The following is a 17244-nucleotide window of genomic DNA, read 5'->3' as shown; positions in this document are numbered from 1 at the left end:
GCCCTGCACAGTTGGCCCTTTCCATCGTATCTTCAGGAGTAGCAAATGAGTTCAACACAGCAATGGATGATCTACGGCGCCTATGGCTACACCGGCGAGTTGATGGCTCGTGAAGCGGTGCGTCGCGGTATGCGGCCTGTTCTCGCCGGGCGCTCGGCCTGGAAGCTATTGCCGCTGGCCAAGGAGCTGGGGCTGGAATACCGCGCCTTTGATGTCGCCCTGGCGCAGGCCAACGTAGCGGGCATGTCCGCAGTCCTGAATTGCGCCGGGCCGTTTTCGTCGACGGCGCAGGCCTGGGTCGAGGCCTGCCTGAATGCGCGTGCGCACTACATTGACATCAGCGGCGAAATCCCGGTGTTCCAGATGTGTTATGCGAAGGACGCCGAGGCGGAAAAAGCAGGCATCATCCTGTGCCCGGGAGCTGGGTTCGATATCGTGCCGACGGATTGTCTGGCTGCCATGCTCAAGCACCAGTTGCCCGATGCGCAGACCATCGACCTGGCCTTCTCCTTCGGCACGCGCCCCAGCGTAGGTACGGCGCGAACCATAGTCGAGAGCGCCAAGGAAGGCGGGCTGATCCGCCGCGATCATGCCTTGCAAGCGGTAGGCAACGGTCACTGCTTGCGCCGCATTCGCTTTCCCGGAGGCGCCCGTTGGTCGATGACCATTCCCTGGGGAGATGTCTACACCTCCGGTATTTCTACTGGCGTACCGAACGGGATGGTGTACACCGCCTTGCCGCTGGCGCTGGGAGTGCTGATGCGTATCAGCAGTCCGTTCCGCGGCCTGATGGCCACCGCATGGGCGCAAAAGTGGCTCGACCGCCTGGCCGTGCGCCTGTTCGGTGGCGGGCCGGACGCCGAGGCCCGGGAGAACCAGCGCAGCGAGTTCTGGGGCGAGGCCGTCAGCGCTTCGGGCAAGCGCGTGTCAGCGACCATCTCGGCACCCAATGTCTATGCACTCACCGTAGATACGGCATTGACCCTGACTCAACATTGCCTGAACGCGACCAGCCAGGCGGGGTATTTCACACCCTCAATCCTGATGGGGCACGAGATGATTGCCAGCCGTCCTGGCGTTGAAGTGCGCACCCATTTCTCGGATTGAGTGCATAGCGCCAATGCGATCGTAGAGGTTCCGATGAGCTATACAGAACAAGCCGCCTGGAAGCGTATCCAGGCTTTCCTTCCATCGATGCAGGCAACGCCCCCAGAGAAGATTACTGGGCCTGGCACCCGCATTGGTTGAGCGTTACTAAACGATCACACTTCGCGCGGGCAACCGTGCGGCAGTCATCGAGCGTTTCAAGCAACCGAACGCCATCTTCACCGCGTCGTCGATCGCCGCGTCCAGCACGCGCTCACCCGTCGCGGGCGCGGCGGTTTCTATCGCGGCCTGGCCGAACACCGCAAACATGGCGTCGAGTCGGGCCTGGTTGGCGACCCAGTACTCTCCGCTTTGGCCATTCCAGTCGGCGACCTGATAGGCATTTTGCTCTGCCATGACATCTCCTCGTTTTGATTCGTTCTTAACTAGCGAAAGACAACCGCTCCTACCATTGCGTCAAACTCGACGATCCGTGCTTCACCGCGCCTATCTACGCCAACCTCTTCGAAGGCGACGACGCAACCGGAGAAGGGAATCTGTGCTCTCAAACCAGCATCGACTGCTGGGCGAAGATACCCGCCATCGCGCCTTGCCATGATGCCGTGGTGACCGATGCCATGAGGGGGTTTGCCAGGTCGCCGGCGGCGTAGATGCCAGGCATGCTGGTTTCGCGGCGCTCGTCGACCTTGAGGGCGATGCCCAGGGGTGTATCGACCGTGTCGAGGCCCAGCGATTCATGCAGGCGTGCGGACGGCTTGTTGCGCGGATGGGCGAACAGGATGTCGACCGCGACAGAGGAGCCGGCGTCGAGCCTGACGGTGGCGTTATGGCTCTCGTCATGGTCGATTTCGGTGAGTCGGCCATCGACGACAGAGATGCCGCGGCGCGTCAGATCGGCCCGGATGTCGGGTGGAATGTCGTGACCATTGGCGAAGACCGTCAATGTGTCGGTCCAGTCGTGGTACAGCCTGACGTAGTTGTGCGACGGCGGGCCGGACCAGACGAGGCCCCAATGCCGGCCGGCAACTTCAAAGCCGTCGCAATAGGGGCAGGGCACGATGGAGGAGCCCCAGCCTTCGGCAAAGCCGGGAACTTCAGGCATCTGGTCGGCGACGCCATAGCTCAGGATCAGGCGGCGCGCCCTGAGGCTTTCGCCATCGCCAGTGAGGACGGAGAAATCGTCGATGACGCCGGAGATGCTCTCGGCCCGCGCAGTGACCAGCCTGACCGTGGGATAGCGCGCCAGCTGCTGCCGCGCCTCGGCCAGGATCTCCAGCGGTGGCTTGTGGTCGTGGCCGAGCAGGCCATGCGAGTGGTCGGCGAAGCGATTGCGCGGCAGGCCGGTGTCAAGAACGGTGACCTTGCGCCGGGCACGGCCGAGCTGCAAGGCGGCGGCAAGACCGGCAAAACTGCCGCCGATGATGATGACGTCATTCATGGTGATGGGCTCCGGGCTGTGGATGAAGGGAATCGGCTTGCACACTTAAGATACTTTGGAGTACCCTAATTCAAGAATTAGAATACTGTCAAGTACTGGAATTTTTATGAGCGAAAACAGCCAGAGCCGGCGCGGCCGGCCCGCCAACGAGGCGCTTGGCCAAACGATAGCCGACGCCGCGTGCGAACTTTTTGTGGAATTGGGTTTTCAAGCGACGACCATGGATAAGGTCGCTAAGCGGGCGAAGATATCCAAGCTAAGCATCTATCGGCACTTCGAGAACAAGGAGGCGCTGTTCAGCGCGGCCATCGCGGCCCACTGCCAGCAGTTTGCACCTCAGGCCCTCTTTGAAGGCGTCGACGGTTCGGCCGAAGATCAGCTCATGGCGGTGGGATCAACCCTGCTTCGCACGCTGTTGAGCCCGGACGTGCGCAGTGTCGAAGCCATGATCATGGCCGACAAGACCAATCAAAAGTCGTTAAGCAAGCGCCAATACGAAGCTGGCCCCGCCTATGTCATCGCCCAAATCGAGGCCCTGTTGCGTCAGTTGCACGCGAAGGCGGTTCTGAACGTGCCCGATCCTCTACGGTCAGCTCGCTTGTTTGCCGCGCTTTTCAAAGGGTCCGATCTTCTGATTATCGCGCGCTTCGATGAGGCGAGAGCCGAGGACGATAACGAAATCGAATCCTATTGCCGGTCGGCCGTCGCCATGTTCATCGCCGCGCACGGTGGCAACGACCATGCGGGTGGATAAGCATTTGATTGCTCCGGGCAGCTTGGCCTGGGCTGTCGTCCAGGCGCTTCGTCATATTGGGCTGGCGCGCGCCAATATGGTGAACAGGGCGGTGAGTTGGTTTTGATTTGAAGCTCTTTTACGTGAACCAGGAAAAAACGCCGTTTATCGCAGGTGATGAGTGGCGTTTTATTGGCTGGAGGGATGCTTTCAGCCAGAAGCGGGCATTCGTTCGTGTTGGCCAACGACGAAATGAAAGCGAGTCAGCACGCGTTGTGCGACATCCATCTATCTCCTCTACGACTGAGTCTGCGATTGGCTAGATAATGATTCGGTCATTTGTGCGTGACACACCGCCAGAATCTCATCGGCCAGCGCCGAGTCGTCAGGACAGGCGCGCGACAAGATGATCGCCCCGACCGCGCGCGCCAGCAGGTCGATCATTTTCACCCTCGCTTCACCCGGCGCCGCATCCGGCCCGGTCGGATATTTTTCGCCGAGCGTTTGCAATGTGCGCTCGATGCCTTCAGCGAATGCCGACTTCAAATCGTCCGACTGACGCGCCGCGTCACCGCACAACGCCGCCATGGTGCAACCCGTGGCGCGCCCGTCGCGATGATCCCTGGACACATACACATCGATGAAATCCTTCACGCTCAATTCTTCGGCGCTGGCAAGTGACTGCGCAAGGCTGTTAGCCGAGGCTTCGGCCATCAGGTCCGCCTTCGAACCGAAATGTTTGTAGAAGCCGCCATGGGTGAAACCGGCGGCGGCCATCAAGTCGGCCACGCCGACACCGTCAAAACCGCGCTCGCGAAACATGACTGAGGCCGTTTCGACGATGTGCTCCCGATTTAGCTGGGCCTGAGCCTTGGACACTCGCATGGGAAATACCTCGCTACCGCTGGAAATTCATCGGCTGATGATACATAGATGTTGATCATAATCAAAATCGTTGACAGTTTAGATTTCGATCATCATCCTAATCGAAAGCGACCTGACCATTTCCCCACGGGCACGGAACAAACACCCATGAGCGACCTGAATCTGTTTACCCCTTACACGCTTGGCGCGCTGACGCTGGCGAACCGCGTGGTTCTCGCGCCACTGACGCGCAATCGCGCAGGCAAAGGCTTTGTGCCGAGTGAGTTCGCGGCTGCCTATTACAGCCAGAGGGCCAGCGCGGGCTTGCTGATTTCCGAAGCCTCGCAGATCTCGCAGCAGGGGCAGGGCTATCAGGACACCCCGGGCATTTACACGCAGCCGCAGATAGAGGGATGGCGCAAGGTGACCGATGCCGTGCACGCCAAGGGCGGGAGAATTTTCCTGCAGTTGTGGCATGTGGGCCGCGTATCCCACGTGGATCTGCAACAGCACGGCGCGGCGCCGGTAGCCCCTTCCGCGCTTCGTCCTGCGACCAAGGTGTTCGTCAACAATCGTTTCGAGGACGTTTCCGAGCCGCGAGCGCTGGAGACTGACGAACTGCCGGGCATCGTCGACGATTTCCGCCAAGCGGCGGCAAACGCCATTGCGGCAGGCTTCGACGGCGTGGAAATCCATGGTGCAAACGGCTATTTGCTGGACCAGTTCATCAAGGACGGCTCCAACCTGCGTACGGATGCGTACGGCGGCTCGATCGCCAACCGTGCGCGCCTGCTGCTGGAAGTGACGGCCGCCGTGGTTGCCGAAATTGGCGCTGATCGCACGGGCATCCGCCTTTCGCCTGTCTCGCCGGCCAATGGCATATCGAGCAGTGATCCACAGGCTCAGTTCGATTACATCGTCGAGCAACTCAATGCTCTGGACATCGTTTATCTGCACGTCGTCGAAGGCGCGACCGGTGGGCCACGCGATGTGGCGCCCTTTGATTTCGATGCCTTGCGCCGGCGCTTCAAGAACACTTACATCGCCAACAACGGCTATGACCTGGACCTGGCCACGGCACGCCTTACACATGACAAGGCTGACCTGATCGCCTTTGGCCGTCCATTTATCGGCAACCCTGATCTGGTGGAGCGGCTCAAGACCGGTGCGCCACTGTCCGCCTTCGACCCCACTACGCTCTACGGCGGCGGTGCGGCGGGATACATCGACTACCCGACGCTTGCCGAATCAAGCGCTGCCGCGAACTAGGCACTGGCCGATCGAGCCTGGTTTTACTCGTGCATCAATCCCAATTCATGTCCCCGAAAAAGAGCTGACATCATGACGACTCGCCCCACCGTTCTCATCACTGGCGCTTCCACCGGCATCGGCGCGGTTTACGCCGAGCGTTTCGCCCAACGCGGGCATGCTCTGGTGTTGGTCGCCCGCGACCACTCGCGCCTGGAGACGCTCGCCGCAACGTTGCGTGGCGAACACAACGTCGCCATTGAAGTGCTTCCGGCCGACCTGACTCAACTCAGCGACCTGCACATCGTCGAAGCACGCCTGCGGGATGACGAGCGCATCGGCATCCTCGTCAACAATGCCGGCGCCGCACAGTCCGGCCACTTCATCGAGCAAAGCACCGACAGCGTTGCACAACTGGTGGCCCTCAACACCACCGCGCTGGTGCGGCTCGCCAGCGCCATCGCGCCACGCCTGGCCAAGGCAGGTGAAGGCGCGATCATCAACATCGGTTCGGTGGTGGGGCTGGCGCCGGAGTTCGGCATGTCGGTCTACGGGGCGACCAAGGCGTTTGTGCTATTCCTTTCCCAAGGCCTGAGCCTGGAGCTGTCGCCGCAGGGTGTTTATGTGCAAGCCGTACTGCCCGCCGCCACCCGCACGGAGATTTGGGATCGCGCCGGTATCGACATCAACACCTTGAGCGAAATCATGGAAGTGGGTGACCTGGTCGATGCCGCACTGGTTGGCTTCGACCGTCGCGAACCGGTAACCATTCCTCCGTTGCAAGAAGGCGAGCGCTGGGATGCCTTGCAAGCCGCGCGCCAGGGGCTTTTGTCGCAGATCAGGCAATCCGCCGTGGCGCAACGCTATTTGACTCAGGTCTGAACCCTGTCGAACAGGTCGGCCTCGCCCCGCAATCGGAGGGAATAAACATGACCCCCATGGCTACTCGCACTCACTCGGGTTCGCAGCCGTCATTTATCAATGCGGTGAACCAGTCGGTTCTGATTGGCGGGATACCTTTCGCCTATCGTGACCTGGGACCCAAGACGGAGGTCCCGCTGGTCATGTTTAACCATTGGGGGGCCGTGCTGGATAACTTTGACCCCCGCATCGTCGACGGTCTGGCAAAAAACCGGCGTGTCATCGCGACCGACTACCGCGGTATCGGTGGCTCGGGTGGCTCCGCGCCATTGACCGTCGGTGAAATGGCTGACGATGCCATCGGCCTGATTCGTGCGCTGGGTTTTGACAAGGTTGACGTGCTCGGTTTTTCACTCGGCGGCTTCGTCGCTCAAGACATCGCCCTGAAAGCTCCCGAACGAGTGCGCAGATTGATCCTCACCGGAAGCGGACCGGCCGGTGGCACAGGCATCGACAGCCTCGGTTCGGTGACCTGGCCCTTGATGATCAAAGGTTTGCTGACGCTGCGAGACCCCAAGGTCTATCTGTTCTTTACCACCACGGCCAATGGCCAACGCGCCGCGTCGGAGTATGTGCAACGTTTGAAAGAGCGCCAGGAAGATCGGGACAAAGGCCCGACACCCCGTGCGTTTCTACGGCAGTTCAAAGCCATTACCGCGTGGGGCAGGCAGGCCGCGCAAGATCTCGGTCGCCTGCGGATGCCGACCCTGATCGCCAACGGGGACAACGACATCATGGTGCCCACCGTGAACTCGATCGAGCTGGCGCAGCGAATCCCCAACGCGCAACTGATCATTTATCAGGACGCCGGGCACGGCAGCATTTTCCAGTACCACACCGATTTCGTGGCCAAGGCTGTGGCGTTCCTCGACGCCTGACGGCCTGTGCCTCTAATCGCATCAAGGTTGCCGTGGCCGCGCCCATTCTCACTTCACCGACAAGAGTATCTGCAACATGAAGGCATTTTTTATCGACCGCTACGGCAAGCAGAACGGAATGCTTGGCGAAGTGCCCGACCCGGCGGTCGGTGTGCATGACGTTCTGATCCAGGTGCATGCAACGAGCGTGAACCCGTTGGACTCAAAGATCAGAACGGGGGAGTTCAAGCTGATCCTGCCCTATACCTTTCCATTGGTGTTGGGCAATGACCTGGCCGGAGTTGTCGTTCGCACGGGGTCGGCGGTGAAACGATTCAAGCCAGGAGACGAAGTCTATGCCCGTCCTCCCGAGGCACGGATCGGTACCTTTGCCGAACTGATCGCCGTGAACGAAAGCGCGCTCGCGCTGAAACCCTCGAATCTCGATATGGCCGAAGCGGCTTCCATTCCCCTGGCCGCCTTGACGGCCTGGCAGGCGCTGGTTGAGATCGCCCAGGTGAAAAAAGGCCAGAAGGTGTTGATTCATGCCGGATCCGGCGGTGTCGGCACGCTTGCCATCCAGCTCGCCAAACACCTCGGCGCCTTCGTTGCGACCACCACCAGCACGGCGAATGTCGAATGGGTGAAAGCACTCGGGGCGGATGTGGTCATCGATTACAAACAGCAGGATTTTGCAAACGAGTTACGTGATTTCGACGTGGTGTTGAACAGCCTCGGCGCCGATGTACTGGAGAACTCGCTCAAGGTTCTCAAGGCTGGCGGACAGCTCATTTCCCTTTCGGGGCCGCCGACCGCGAAATTTGCCCAAGAGCAAGGCTTGTCCTGGGTGCTGGGGCAAGTCATGCGCCTGCTGAGCAGCGGTATTCGCAGAAAAGCCCGCAAGCACGGGGTGAACTATACCTTTTTGTTTATGCGCGCCGACGGGGTGCAACTGCAGAAAATCACCTCGCTTATCGAGGCTGGCGTCATCAAACCGGTCATCGATCGTTCCTTCCCTTTTGAATCGATTGCAGAGGCGTTGCGGTACGTCGAGCAGGGCAGGTCAAAAGGCAAAGTCACCGTCACAATCAAATAGCGCACTGCAAAACATGTCGGTAGATAACCTAGACGCCACCCAGTATCAGGCTCCCGCGCCTGAACCAGAGCCGCCCAACATGCCCACACAGGAGCCGTTGCCACCGAAAGTCGTGCCTGCAGAAAAGCCGACGATCATCTGGCGCAGTTTGCTGCTTGAGCAGTAACGAGAAATGCTTCATTGCAATTGAAAGGATGCTTGCTGCGTCACCGGCTCCCAGCGAATGGCAAGTTCGCCGAAAACCGCCATTCACGAAAGGGCCATCGGACGACCAGAACCCCCGCGCACCAAGCCCCGCCAACCCCCGAACTATAATTAACAAGCACCCCATCTGCCCGGCGAGTACCGCTGCGCCCAGCTGTTACCCAGCAAGCTCACCCGCCCGGCAGAGGGCAGTCCAACCAATGGGACGGGACGCCCAACTGATGACACGAGAGGGACCCGCCATGAAACTTCATTCCTTCCAGCATTACTCCCATGGCCTGGAAATGGCCGTTCACGATGCATGGGTCACCACCAAGGTGAGGTCGGCCCTGACCTTTGCCGAATCGACCCGTGGTTTGCCTATCCATGTCAAAACCCATGCAGGCATGGTGACCTTGAGCGGTCGGCTCAACACGCATAAACAGTGTGAGCAGGCTGTCAGCCTGACCCGTGGGGTACACGGCGTCGCCGGCATCGATGCCAGCGACTTGCAGACCCATATGTTCACGCCGGGAAGCCTGCCCGAAGCGCCCAACGCCGAAGAGAGCCGCGAATACCCTTCGCCGTCGGCGACGAAAAAGGACGACCAGTAGCGAGGGCGAGCGCCTGTAAAAATGCCACATGCTGTTTCTGTAACGCTGAACGCCTCCTTGTGTGGAGGCGTTTTTTTGCCCCCTTGAAAGGGCGTGGCGCAATGGGTGTTGGCTGATAGGGCATGCAGGTGTGTGGGGGGCGTTTGCGGGGTGCAAGCATGGACATAAACAGCGACGGTTTTGCGGTTGTTCCTTTGCGGCTGCAAACCTAGTCTCTCCCTGTCGCTGCAAAATCAGCGATCGGGCCTGAGAACCCGATGCGATGCAGGCGCACAATATGGAGCTTCAACCATGTACGCCCGTAATTCGTCTGGATATTGCTGCTTTTCGTCTCGCCTACCTCTACTCAAAAACGCTTGCTGCCTGACAGTCGCACGAGGTGCCCTATGAGCACCCATGCCTCCGTCAAAACCCTGGGCTTTGTCACCTTCGGCAGTTGCGAAGATCCTGAACAAACCCTGTTCCGCGTCAACGCCGATGTGCCCTTGCAGCAAGCCCTGGAACAGGCCTCGACCTTGCTGTACTACGCTAAAAAGCTTGCGCTGGACGCTGCCATGGAAGAGCAAGGCGAGCGTTATGCCTGGGCTTCACATTTCTTGGCGGAGATGGGGAAGGCGGTGATTGATGATGTATGTTTGGGGTTGGGGGAAGGGGAGAGTCGGTGAGGTAATTTTGATTTAAGACGTCTATGACGTGAACCACCGTAAACGCCGCTTATCGCTGTGATCAGCGGCGTTCCCGCCAACAGCCCTAGTCAGGTCGTTTAATCGCCGAAGGCAAAATCTGCGGGATCGAAGCGCCCGGTGGTGTCCATCCCAATATTTCGCAGGCGCACTGTTTCCAGGTGCGACGCGTAGATAGGCTCCGAAAAATAGCTCATCAGGATGGAGCGACGGCATGCGCCGTTCGGGTTCTGCCGGGATGCACCAAATCGACATCAAACACCAGGATGTCCCCCGCGGAGCCTGAAAGCTGCACCGACCGGGACTCGTTATTGAAGTCGAATGGCGGCTCGTCCTGCTCGGGGTGATTGCTGCCAGGGACGATACGGGTCGCGCCGTTTTCCGGGCCATAGTCGTCGAAAAAAGCCAGGGCGTTGGCGATATCGCCTGGCCGCCGGGCCGACAAGTCGCGGTGCAACCGCTGCTGACCGCCGCCGGCAAGCGGCTCGCGACCCTCCACCTGCGACAGAAAGAAACGTTCCGCAATCAACTCGTCCACCACCGCCAGCACCTGGGGCAAGCGACACTCCGCCTGAACCTTCGCATCCGCCTCCAGCAGCGAATGACGCCAGTCCACCCCCGCGACACCGGCCATTGCGCCGACGGCTTCACCCCCGCATCGAACATCGCACGAAGCTCTGTCAGCCACTCGGCGGGAATGGCTCGACGAAGCAGTACATAGCCATCTCGATGAAGGTGCTCGTGGTCAATCATGGTTGGCTCAATTCCCTTGGGCGCAGAGTTGGAACGCTAGTGTTTAAATCAAGGTAGACAAAAATAGAGCTGTGTCCGTCCCCCTTCAATAGTGCTCTAGTAAAAAATCCCCACTTGCAAGACGTCCATGGCCACGACTGTTTTTCAAAAGATAATAAATATTTCTAATTTCCCCCACAGGACTCCCGATGTCGGTCTCTCCCTTTATCTGGAGACTGCCCCCCTCATTGACGCTCAGGATCATCCGATAGAGATCAAAACCACCACTCTTGTAAATATAACGCTCGTCAATGGCCTTTTTTAGTTGAGGCTTGTTAAGCCATATGTAGTCAATGTTGAATTGCTTAAAGTCAACAACGCTCAGGCAACCTGATTTCTTTAAGTTTTTAAATTCATTTTCATATATGTGTCGATCAAAACTCGCCATTTCACCTTCCCACCACGGCTCGAAATCTCCACGTTCAAAACTTTGTGGTTCGGCCATGATGACAGGTGATACGTAACAAAGAACCAAAACCGCCTTGTCATCACCCGTCAGGAAATCCAACTCTTGCTCATTGATATAAAATACGGCCTCTCCATTTATCAAGAAGGTGGATTTTACTTGAATATGATGTTGCTGTTCTTCCTTGCCTAAGAAATGACAGGCGGCTTTGTTTGTGGCGAGTATGTCTATTCCAATGTCTGGGTTGAATTTATGCGCCTCGAAGCCATGTAGAAATAGCTCGCTTATTATTTTGTGCTCCGCTCCGTTTCCAAGATAAAAATTCTCAAAGTCATTTTTAGTTATTGGCATATCGTCACCAGAAAAGTAATAAGCTATTGCTTGGTTCGATAAAATAACATGCGGCGGCTTCTAGGTAGAATCGATATTTGCATTTCCAGAAACTGGCTCTTCCATACTGGCAAGACACTGACTGTTCATGCGATCGCGTGTTTCGCTTGCTCATTTAGAGTCGGTAGCAGTCGGACTAAGGCAATCCATTAACCGACCTCAAGTTTCTAACCTGGATCTACTGATTTCCCCCCACCACCATCAACCCTAAATTCTCCACCGCCGCCCCAGCCGCTCCCTTACCTAAATTGTCGAACACCGCCGCCAACAACACTTGCCCCTCACCCTCAAACACCATCAAGCGCATCTCGTCCGTTTCATTCAGCACCTGCGGATCCAGCCCGTTGAGCGCCTGCGCCTGCTGCATCGACAGCACCTGCACACACCTACTATCAGCGTAATGCTGCTCCAGGCAGGCATGGATCTGCGCCGTATCCACCCCCGGTGCGAGCAGGCGCAGTTGCAGCGGAATGGTCAGCACAATGCCCTGGCGAAAGGCACCGTAGGCCGGGACGAACAGCGGCCGTTCGCTCAGGCCACTGTGTTGCTGGATCTCCGGCACATGCTTGTGGGCCAGGCCCAGGCCGTAGATCTGGAAAGGAGCGGCTTTGGACGCATTCGGCCCTTCATGGGCTTCGACCGCGGCGCGGCCGCCGCCGGAGTAGCCGGAGATCGCGTTGATGCTGATCGGGTAGTCCTTCGGCAGCAGTCCGGCTTGCAGCAAGGGGCGCAGCAGGCCGATGGCGCCGGTGGGGTAGCAGCCGGGGTTGCTTACGCGCTTGGAGATGGCGATGCGCTGTGCCTGTTGCGGGTGCATTTGCCCGAAGCCGTAGGTCCAGTGGGGGTGGGTACGGTGCGCGGAGCTGGCGTCGATCACCCGCACCGCCGGGTTGCGAATGCTGGCGACGGCGTCGCGGGCGGCATCGTCGGGCAGGCAGAGCAGGGCGATGTCGCAGGCGTTGATGGCTTCGGCGCGACGTTGCGGGTCTTTGCGCTGGTCGGCGGCGAGGGTCAGCAGGTGCAGATCGCTGCGATCGCGCAGGCGCTGGTGGATCTGCAACCCGGTGGTGCCCTGGTCGCCGTCGATAAATACGAGGGGTGTGCTCATGCTGTGTGCTCGCAAGCGGGAATAGATTGGGTAAATCTTCCGGCTGAAGTTGAAATAGAGAAAGTTGAATTTAATAACGCTAAGCTTCAGTTTTTCTGAATCTGGAGCAGGCCATGCGTGAGATCAGCCTCGACCGGTTGCGCACCCTGGTGGCGATTGTCGACCTGGGGTCCTTTGCCGAAGCGGCCCGCGCGCTGAACCTGGCGCCGCCTACAGTCAGTCTGCATATCGCCGACCTGGAGGCGCGGGTCGGTGGCTCGCTGTTGTCGCGCACCCGCGGTCGGGTGCAGCCGTCGGCCATTGGCGAAACCCTGGTGGAACGGGCGCGGCGCTTGTTGGCCGATGCCGAACAGGCGCTGGAGGATGTGCAGCGCCAGGTGCTGGGCCTGGCCGGGCGGGTGCGCCTCGGGGCATCCACCGGCGCCATTGCCCAATTGCTGCCCCAGGCCCTGGAAACCCTTGGCCAACGCCATCCGGGCATCGACCTGCAGGTGGCGGTGCTGACCTCCCAGGAGAGTTTGAAGAAGCTCGCCGAAGGTTCGCTGGATATCGGCCTGGTGGCCCTGCCGCAAACCCCGGTCAAGGGCTTGCGTATCGAGCCCTGGCGCAAGGACCCGGTCATGGCTTTCCTGCCGGCCCGCTGGCAATGCCCCGATTCGGTGACGCCGCAATGGCTGGCCGCCCAACCGCTGATCCTCAACGACCACAGCACCCGGTTGTCGCGCCTGACTTCGGAGTGGTTCGCCCTGGGCGGCCAGCAACCCACGGCGCGCATCCAGCTCAACTACAACGACGCGGTCAAGAGCCTGGTGGCTACCGGTTACGGCGCCACCTTGCTGCCCCACGAGGCCGCCACGCCGCTGCCCGACACCCGGATCGCCATGCGTCCGTTGCAGCCGCCGCTGTGGCGCCAGTTGGGCATTGCCCATCGGGACGGCGAGGTGGAACGCTCGACCCAGCATGTGCTGGAGGTGCTGTGGGGGCTGAGCGCCGATTGATAACGGAGCGCCTTAGCCCAGCAGGTGCCTGGAAATGTGCTTGGAGATTTCGACCATCGAAGTCTTGCCAGTGAACTCGAACTTCACCTTGCCCAGCGAGGAGAAGTAGATCTCCAGCTCGGAGTCCAGGTCGAAGGTGCCGGAGGTTTCCACCGAGTAAGCGACGATGTTTTTGTAGGGCAGGGAGGTGAAGTCCTTTTTGCTGCCGGTGATGCCCTGAACGTTGACCGCGATAATGCGCTTGTTGGTAAACACCACGCCGTCGCGCATGGCCTTATAGGCGTCGATCACCTGCTCGCCTTCCAGCAACAGGTCGCTGACCCGCTCGGCGTATTCGTCGTTTTGCTTGAGCTTGAAGAAGCCTTTGTTGTTGAAGTCGATCATGGGTGAATCCTCATTCTTTAAGTGAGCTTCCAGGATTTTTGCGAGTGGCTAAGGTTTATCGGACCTGGCTCAGGTGCCGCCAGCACCAATGTCCTTTTTCAGAGAAGTGAATGTCTACTCTTGGGACTGTCACGTGCCAGATCAAGTACGTGAGCACTGTCAGGATAAACAGTCGGCACCCGATGTAGAGCGGCTGACATTTATTTACATTCAAGGATATGAATTTCTTTTCTCCATTTGGCGGAACGGTTGTACGCATGTTAATCATGGTCTTTGTTGTGAGTTCGCGGTTTGAGTATTGGGGCAGCGCTATACCAAGAGTGTGCTGATAACAGATAGCTGCTCTGGATATATCTTTGGTTCCTTTCAGATTGTTCCGATTGATTTCTCTCCCGAATAAATAATTTATGAAGAGGTTGTTTGAACACGATTTTTCATAAGTAAAAGGAGGCTTGTATGGGACGGAAAATGATTGGGCTTGGAGCGCAGACATCGACCGGCGGACGTGTGCTGGAAGGTAACGTGGGTATTGATATCGATAGCTCAGTCAGTACGGCATCAGTAGGACATATCGCCAGTTGTCCTGCTTGTAGTAAAGGTAAGGGCCCCATAGTAGCCGTAGGACCAAGAACGATTACCTTGCCTGCTGGGTTGGTCGCTTTAGAAGGTGATTATGTTGCCTGTGGCTGCCCACCTCTTGCCAATACCTTAATTTCTGCACAGTCCTCTGTATATGGTGGGGCTGAGCATAATAGCGCAGGCTTTATGGCAATTCCCGGGGAGCTGAAAAAGCCGAGGTTGATCAGAAGTATTTCTTTTTCATACGGAAATGAGCGTGTACCACTTGGTGAGGTGTCGCGATTTTATGTTGACTTGAATATTCATGTGGAGACTTTGGGGTATGCGGTAGGCGAGAGAGTTACCGTGGATTTAAGCGGTGATACAGAGCGAACCTTGTCAGCAGTAGTTGGAGAAGATGGTATCGCTGTTATCTCTGAGGCTTTCGCCCGTGACCGAATTGACATGGAAGGGGAAATTTAATGACCAGGATAGTTGTGAGTTCGGGTGAGGTGTCCTCTGTGGTTACGATCAAAAGGCCACGTTTCAGTGACTTATGGGCCGCCTATGCTGAGGTGGGGTATAGAGAGGCAGGGGCTGTATATGAGCTCGTTGGAGGTGAGGCTGCTGCATTGAGAAGGCAAAATCCTATTGATTATGCAAATGCTTGTGCTCTTAGAATGAGCAGGGCTTTCAATAATGGAGGTTACAGGATTCCGCGGGGTACGATCATTAAGAATAAAAGCATTTATAGGGTGTGTGGGGACGATGGGATGCCCTACATTTTACGGGTCAATGACATGATCGATTTCCTTGAGTTCAACTGGGGGGAGCCGGATCTGGTTATGGCTCCTGGTGAGGATGAGGATATATCCGCAAAGAAGGGATTGATCATTGTCAAGGTTTCTGGTTGGAATGATGCCAGAGGCCATGTCGTTCTTTGGAATGGGGAAGAGACGAGCGACGGTTCTGATTATCAACGTCTGGATAGTCATGCCTATGAGAACTCCACGGCATTACTGGTGAAGACCAACTATTGGGAACTAAAAGGATGAAACGGATTTTAGCGGTATGGCTTTTGACTGTCGGAGATATGGGAAGTGCTGCTTATGCTGAGGTTGATCTCGCAGCGGCTCGGCAGTCGTTGAAAAACTATGGTCTTGGCTATTGCATCGTCAATCAGTTTAAAGATGAGTCCGATGTGAAGAGCGATATCGAGTCGGCCATTGGCGCCTATTCCTTCATGGGGAGTGGTATGCACAATATTCTTCAGAATGAAGATACCCTGGAGACGCTGCATAACCCGTATGACGCAACGAAGGATTTTGTGTTCTCTCTGTATGAAAAGACTCAATCCAGTAGCAAACATGCCGATAAGAAAGTCGTGTTCTATGCCTGCCTCGATATCTATAACTCCAAGGCGTTCGACGATTTTATCAAGACGCAGGACCAGTACATTTCCAAGTGAAGGGGATCATCACTGATCCAGATCTCTCAGACTGAGCGCGATATCCCATATCGCGCTAGCCACCCAGCCTTAAAACAACTTCCAGCTATAACTCAGCAACAACCGGTTCTCATTGATATCGGTCCGATAATTCGAGCGCGCCAGCACATTGCGCACCTTGATCCCCAACCCGCCCAACGGCCCGGACTGGATCACGTAACCGATATCCAGGTCGCGCTCCCAGTCCTTGCCTTCATAACCCTTGCCGGTATCGACGTTGTCGCCGCGGATGTAGCGCACGGTGCTGGTCAGGCCGGGCAGGCCGCGGGCGGCGAAGTCGTAGTCGTAGCGCAGTTGCCAGGAGCGTTCGTCGGTGTAGGCGAACTCGTAGGTGGGCACTTCGTTGCCCAGCGGGGTGATGTTGGCGAAGACCCGGGGAAAGGCACTGTCGCCGAACATGCCCTGGTAGCCGACGTAAAAGGTGTGGCCACCGCGTTTGGCCGACAGCAGGGAGAAGAAGGCCTGGTTGTCGATGGCGCCGAGCAGCTGTTTGCCGTCCTCTTCACTGTCGTAGTAGCCGAGGTTGGCGCCGAGTATCCAGTTGCCCAGCGGCTGGCTGTGTTTCAGGCCGAGGAAGCGCTGGTGGTAGATGTCTTCCAGCTGGCCGTACCAGGCGCTGACGCTGCTGCGTTTGTCGTTGAAGGCGTAGTCGGCGCCGGCGTAGTTGAAGGCGTCGCTGCTGACGGCGCGTTTCGGTACGTGGCCGAGCATGGCTTGCAGTTTGCCGTCGCCGGATTCGTTGCGCAGGCTGGTGGAGCGCAGGCGGCCGCCTTGCAGGGTCAGGCCGTCGATGTCGTTGGAGACGATGCTCGCGCCCTGGTAGGACGGCGGCAACAGGCGGATATCGCTGAAGCTGAGTACCGGCAGGTTGGGTTGCAGTTCACCGATGCGCAGTTCGCTTTTCGCCAGCCGCAGTTTCAGCGCCAGGCCGAGGCGGCTGTAGTTGTCGGCGGCTTCGCCATCGTCCTGCACCGGCAGCAGGCCGCTGTTGACCCGTCCCTTGCCGCTGTCGAGCTTGAGCCCCAGGGTGCCGATGGCATCCAGGCCCACACCGAGGGTGCCGGGGGTGTAGCCGGACTTGAAGTTGAGGATAAAACCCTGGGCCCATTCCTGGGCCATGGACTGCTCGGTGCCGCGGATATCCGAATAGTCGCGGCTGAAGAAGTAGTTGCGGGCCTGGAGGGTGGCGGTGGCGTCCTTGATAAAACCGCCTTCTGCGGCCAGCAGCGGCTGGGGCGCGCTCAGGCACACCGCGCTGGCGCCCAGCACGGCGAGGGTCTTTGCAGGTTTCATTGCTTTTACTCTTATTGTTATGGAAAGCAGTTCACTGCCCGGCAGGCTAGGGGCGGGTGTGGGG

At 58.2% G+C, this 17244-nt stretch carries 19 protein-coding genes and 2 pseudogenes; 13 read left to right on the top strand and 8 right to left on the bottom strand.

The window, feature by feature from the left end; translation table 11 throughout:
* The first annotated feature begins 45 nt into the window (after window positions 1-45).
* On the top strand, window positions 46-1107 hold the full coding sequence (locus AC07Y9_RS24985; protein WP_009044758.1) for a saccharopine dehydrogenase family protein: 1062 nt from the start codon (window positions 46-48) through the stop codon (window positions 1105-1107).
* A 147-nt stretch (window positions 1108-1254) separates the two neighbouring features.
* Here AC07Y9_RS24985 and AC07Y9_RS24980 read toward each other — a convergent pair whose 3' ends face one another.
* Window positions 1255-1503: a hypothetical protein gene (locus AC07Y9_RS24980; RefSeq protein ID WP_256580980.1), complete on the bottom strand. Its 249-nt coding sequence runs from the start codon at window positions 1501-1503 to the stop codon at window positions 1255-1257.
* Between the two features lie 47 nt (window positions 1504-1550).
* On the opposite strand from AC07Y9_RS24980, the pseudogene AC07Y9_RS24975 reads away from it, so the two are divergent.
* Window positions 1551-1625: pseudogene (locus AC07Y9_RS24975) on the top strand (DUF736 family protein); the annotation flags it as partial.
* Between the two features lie 26 nt (window positions 1626-1651).
* Here AC07Y9_RS24975 and AC07Y9_RS24970 read toward each other — a convergent pair.
* Entirely contained in the window at window positions 1652-2545 is an 894-nt protein-coding gene (locus AC07Y9_RS24970; protein WP_102680671.1) for an NAD(P)/FAD-dependent oxidoreductase, read from the bottom strand.
* A 106-nt stretch (window positions 2546-2651) separates the two neighbouring features.
* Here AC07Y9_RS24970 and AC07Y9_RS24965 point away from each other — a divergent pair, with 106 nt between their 5' ends.
* Entirely contained in the window at window positions 2652-3299 is a 648-nt protein-coding gene (locus AC07Y9_RS24965) for a TetR/AcrR family transcriptional regulator (protein ID WP_009044753.1), read from the top strand.
* Window positions 3300-3575: 276 nt separating this feature from the next.
* Here the strand turns inward: AC07Y9_RS24965 and AC07Y9_RS24960 are convergent, their stop codons facing one another.
* Window positions 3576-4163, bottom strand: a complete 588-nt coding sequence (locus tag AC07Y9_RS24960; RefSeq protein WP_102680665.1) for a TetR/AcrR family transcriptional regulator — start codon at window positions 4161-4163, stop codon at window positions 3576-3578.
* Between the two features lie 147 nt (window positions 4164-4310).
* Between AC07Y9_RS24960 and AC07Y9_RS24955 the strand changes: the two genes are divergently transcribed.
* From AC07Y9_RS24955 to AC07Y9_RS24930, 6 genes are all read left to right on the top strand, one after another.
* Window positions 4311-5411 (top strand): alkene reductase, encoded by a 1101-nt coding sequence (locus AC07Y9_RS24955; RefSeq protein WP_092421687.1) that lies wholly within the window; start codon window positions 4311-4313, stop codon window positions 5409-5411.
* Window positions 5412-5483: 72 nt separating this feature from the next.
* The gene (locus AC07Y9_RS24950; RefSeq protein WP_101338571.1) at window positions 5484-6272 is read left to right on the top strand and encodes an SDR family NAD(P)-dependent oxidoreductase; all 789 of its coding nucleotides are present in this window, start codon (window positions 5484-5486) and stop codon (window positions 6270-6272) included.
* Between the two features lie 47 nt (window positions 6273-6319).
* On the top strand, window positions 6320-7189 hold the full coding sequence (locus AC07Y9_RS24945; protein ID WP_102680666.1) for an alpha/beta fold hydrolase: 870 nt from the start codon (window positions 6320-6322) through the stop codon (window positions 7187-7189).
* Window positions 7190-7265: 76 nt separating this feature from the next.
* Window positions 7266-8264: an NADP-dependent oxidoreductase gene (locus AC07Y9_RS24940; protein WP_102680667.1), complete on the top strand. Its 999-nt coding sequence runs from the start codon at window positions 7266-7268 to the stop codon at window positions 8262-8264.
* A gap of 446 nt (window positions 8265-8710) precedes the next feature.
* Window positions 8711-9061: a BON domain-containing protein gene (locus tag AC07Y9_RS24935; RefSeq protein WP_102681535.1), complete on the top strand. Its 351-nt coding sequence runs from the start codon at window positions 8711-8713 to the stop codon at window positions 9059-9061.
* A 386-nt stretch (window positions 9062-9447) separates the two neighbouring features.
* A complete protein-coding gene (locus tag AC07Y9_RS24930; protein WP_102681536.1) occupies window positions 9448-9726 on the top strand; it encodes a DUF3077 domain-containing protein in 279 nt (92 codons plus the stop codon).
* 98 nt (window positions 9727-9824) lie between these two features.
* Here the strand turns inward: AC07Y9_RS24930 and AC07Y9_RS24925 are convergent.
* The 3 genes and pseudogenes from AC07Y9_RS24925 to argC form a co-directional block, all read right to left on the bottom strand.
* Window positions 9825-10497, bottom strand: a pseudogene (locus AC07Y9_RS24925) (phytanoyl-CoA dioxygenase family protein).
* 85 nt (window positions 10498-10582) lie between these two features.
* Entirely contained in the window at window positions 10583-11293 is a 711-nt protein-coding gene (locus AC07Y9_RS24920) for a hypothetical protein (protein WP_102681537.1), read from the bottom strand.
* A gap of 217 nt (window positions 11294-11510) precedes the next feature.
* Window positions 11511-12440 (bottom strand): N-acetyl-gamma-glutamyl-phosphate reductase, encoded by a 930-nt coding sequence (argC, locus tag AC07Y9_RS24915; RefSeq protein ID WP_102681538.1) that lies wholly within the window; start codon window positions 12438-12440, stop codon window positions 11511-11513.
* A gap of 113 nt (window positions 12441-12553) precedes the next feature.
* On the opposite strand from argC, the gene AC07Y9_RS24910 reads away from it, so the two are divergent.
* Entirely contained in the window at window positions 12554-13438 is an 885-nt protein-coding gene (locus AC07Y9_RS24910) for a LysR family transcriptional regulator (RefSeq protein WP_102681539.1), read from the top strand.
* Between the two features lie 12 nt (window positions 13439-13450).
* Here AC07Y9_RS24910 and AC07Y9_RS24905 read toward each other — a convergent pair whose 3' ends face one another.
* Window positions 13451-13822: a PH domain-containing protein gene (locus AC07Y9_RS24905; protein WP_102681540.1), complete on the bottom strand. Its 372-nt coding sequence runs from the start codon at window positions 13820-13822 to the stop codon at window positions 13451-13453.
* A 456-nt stretch (window positions 13823-14278) separates the two neighbouring features.
* Between AC07Y9_RS24905 and AC07Y9_RS24900 the strand changes: the two genes are divergently transcribed.
* Genes AC07Y9_RS24900 through AC07Y9_RS24890 form a run of 3 tightly spaced genes read left to right on the top strand, consistent with a single transcriptional unit; the run spans window position 14279 to window position 15848 of the window.
* Window positions 14279-14863 (top strand): PAAR domain-containing protein, encoded by a 585-nt coding sequence (locus AC07Y9_RS24900; RefSeq protein WP_102681541.1) that lies wholly within the window; start codon window positions 14279-14281, stop codon window positions 14861-14863.
* Window positions 14863-15435 (top strand): T6SS effector amidase Tae4 family protein, encoded by a 573-nt coding sequence (locus AC07Y9_RS24895; protein WP_102681542.1) that lies wholly within the window; start codon window positions 14863-14865, stop codon window positions 15433-15435. The genes AC07Y9_RS24900 and AC07Y9_RS24895 overlap by 1 nt, the downstream gene beginning before the upstream one ends.
* Window positions 15432-15848 carry a T6SS amidase immunity protein Tai4 family protein gene (locus tag AC07Y9_RS24890; RefSeq protein WP_102681543.1) on the top strand — a complete coding sequence of 139 codons (417 nt, stop codon included), beginning with the start codon at window positions 15432-15434 and terminating at the stop codon, window positions 15846-15848. Before AC07Y9_RS24895 ends, AC07Y9_RS24890 begins: the two co-directional genes overlap by 4 nt.
* Window positions 15849-15917: 69 nt before the next feature.
* Here AC07Y9_RS24890 and AC07Y9_RS24885 read toward each other — a convergent pair whose 3' ends face one another.
* Window positions 15918-17180 (bottom strand): OprD family porin, encoded by a 1263-nt coding sequence (locus AC07Y9_RS24885; protein ID WP_102681544.1) that lies wholly within the window; start codon window positions 17178-17180, stop codon window positions 15918-15920.
* Between the last annotated feature and the right edge of the window lie 64 nt (window positions 17181-17244).

Source organism: Pseudomonas sp. GW456-L12, assembly GCF_059424045.1.
The sequence above is the reverse complement of the archived record's forward strand: the minus strand, read 5'-3'. Positions and strand labels throughout refer to the sequence as shown.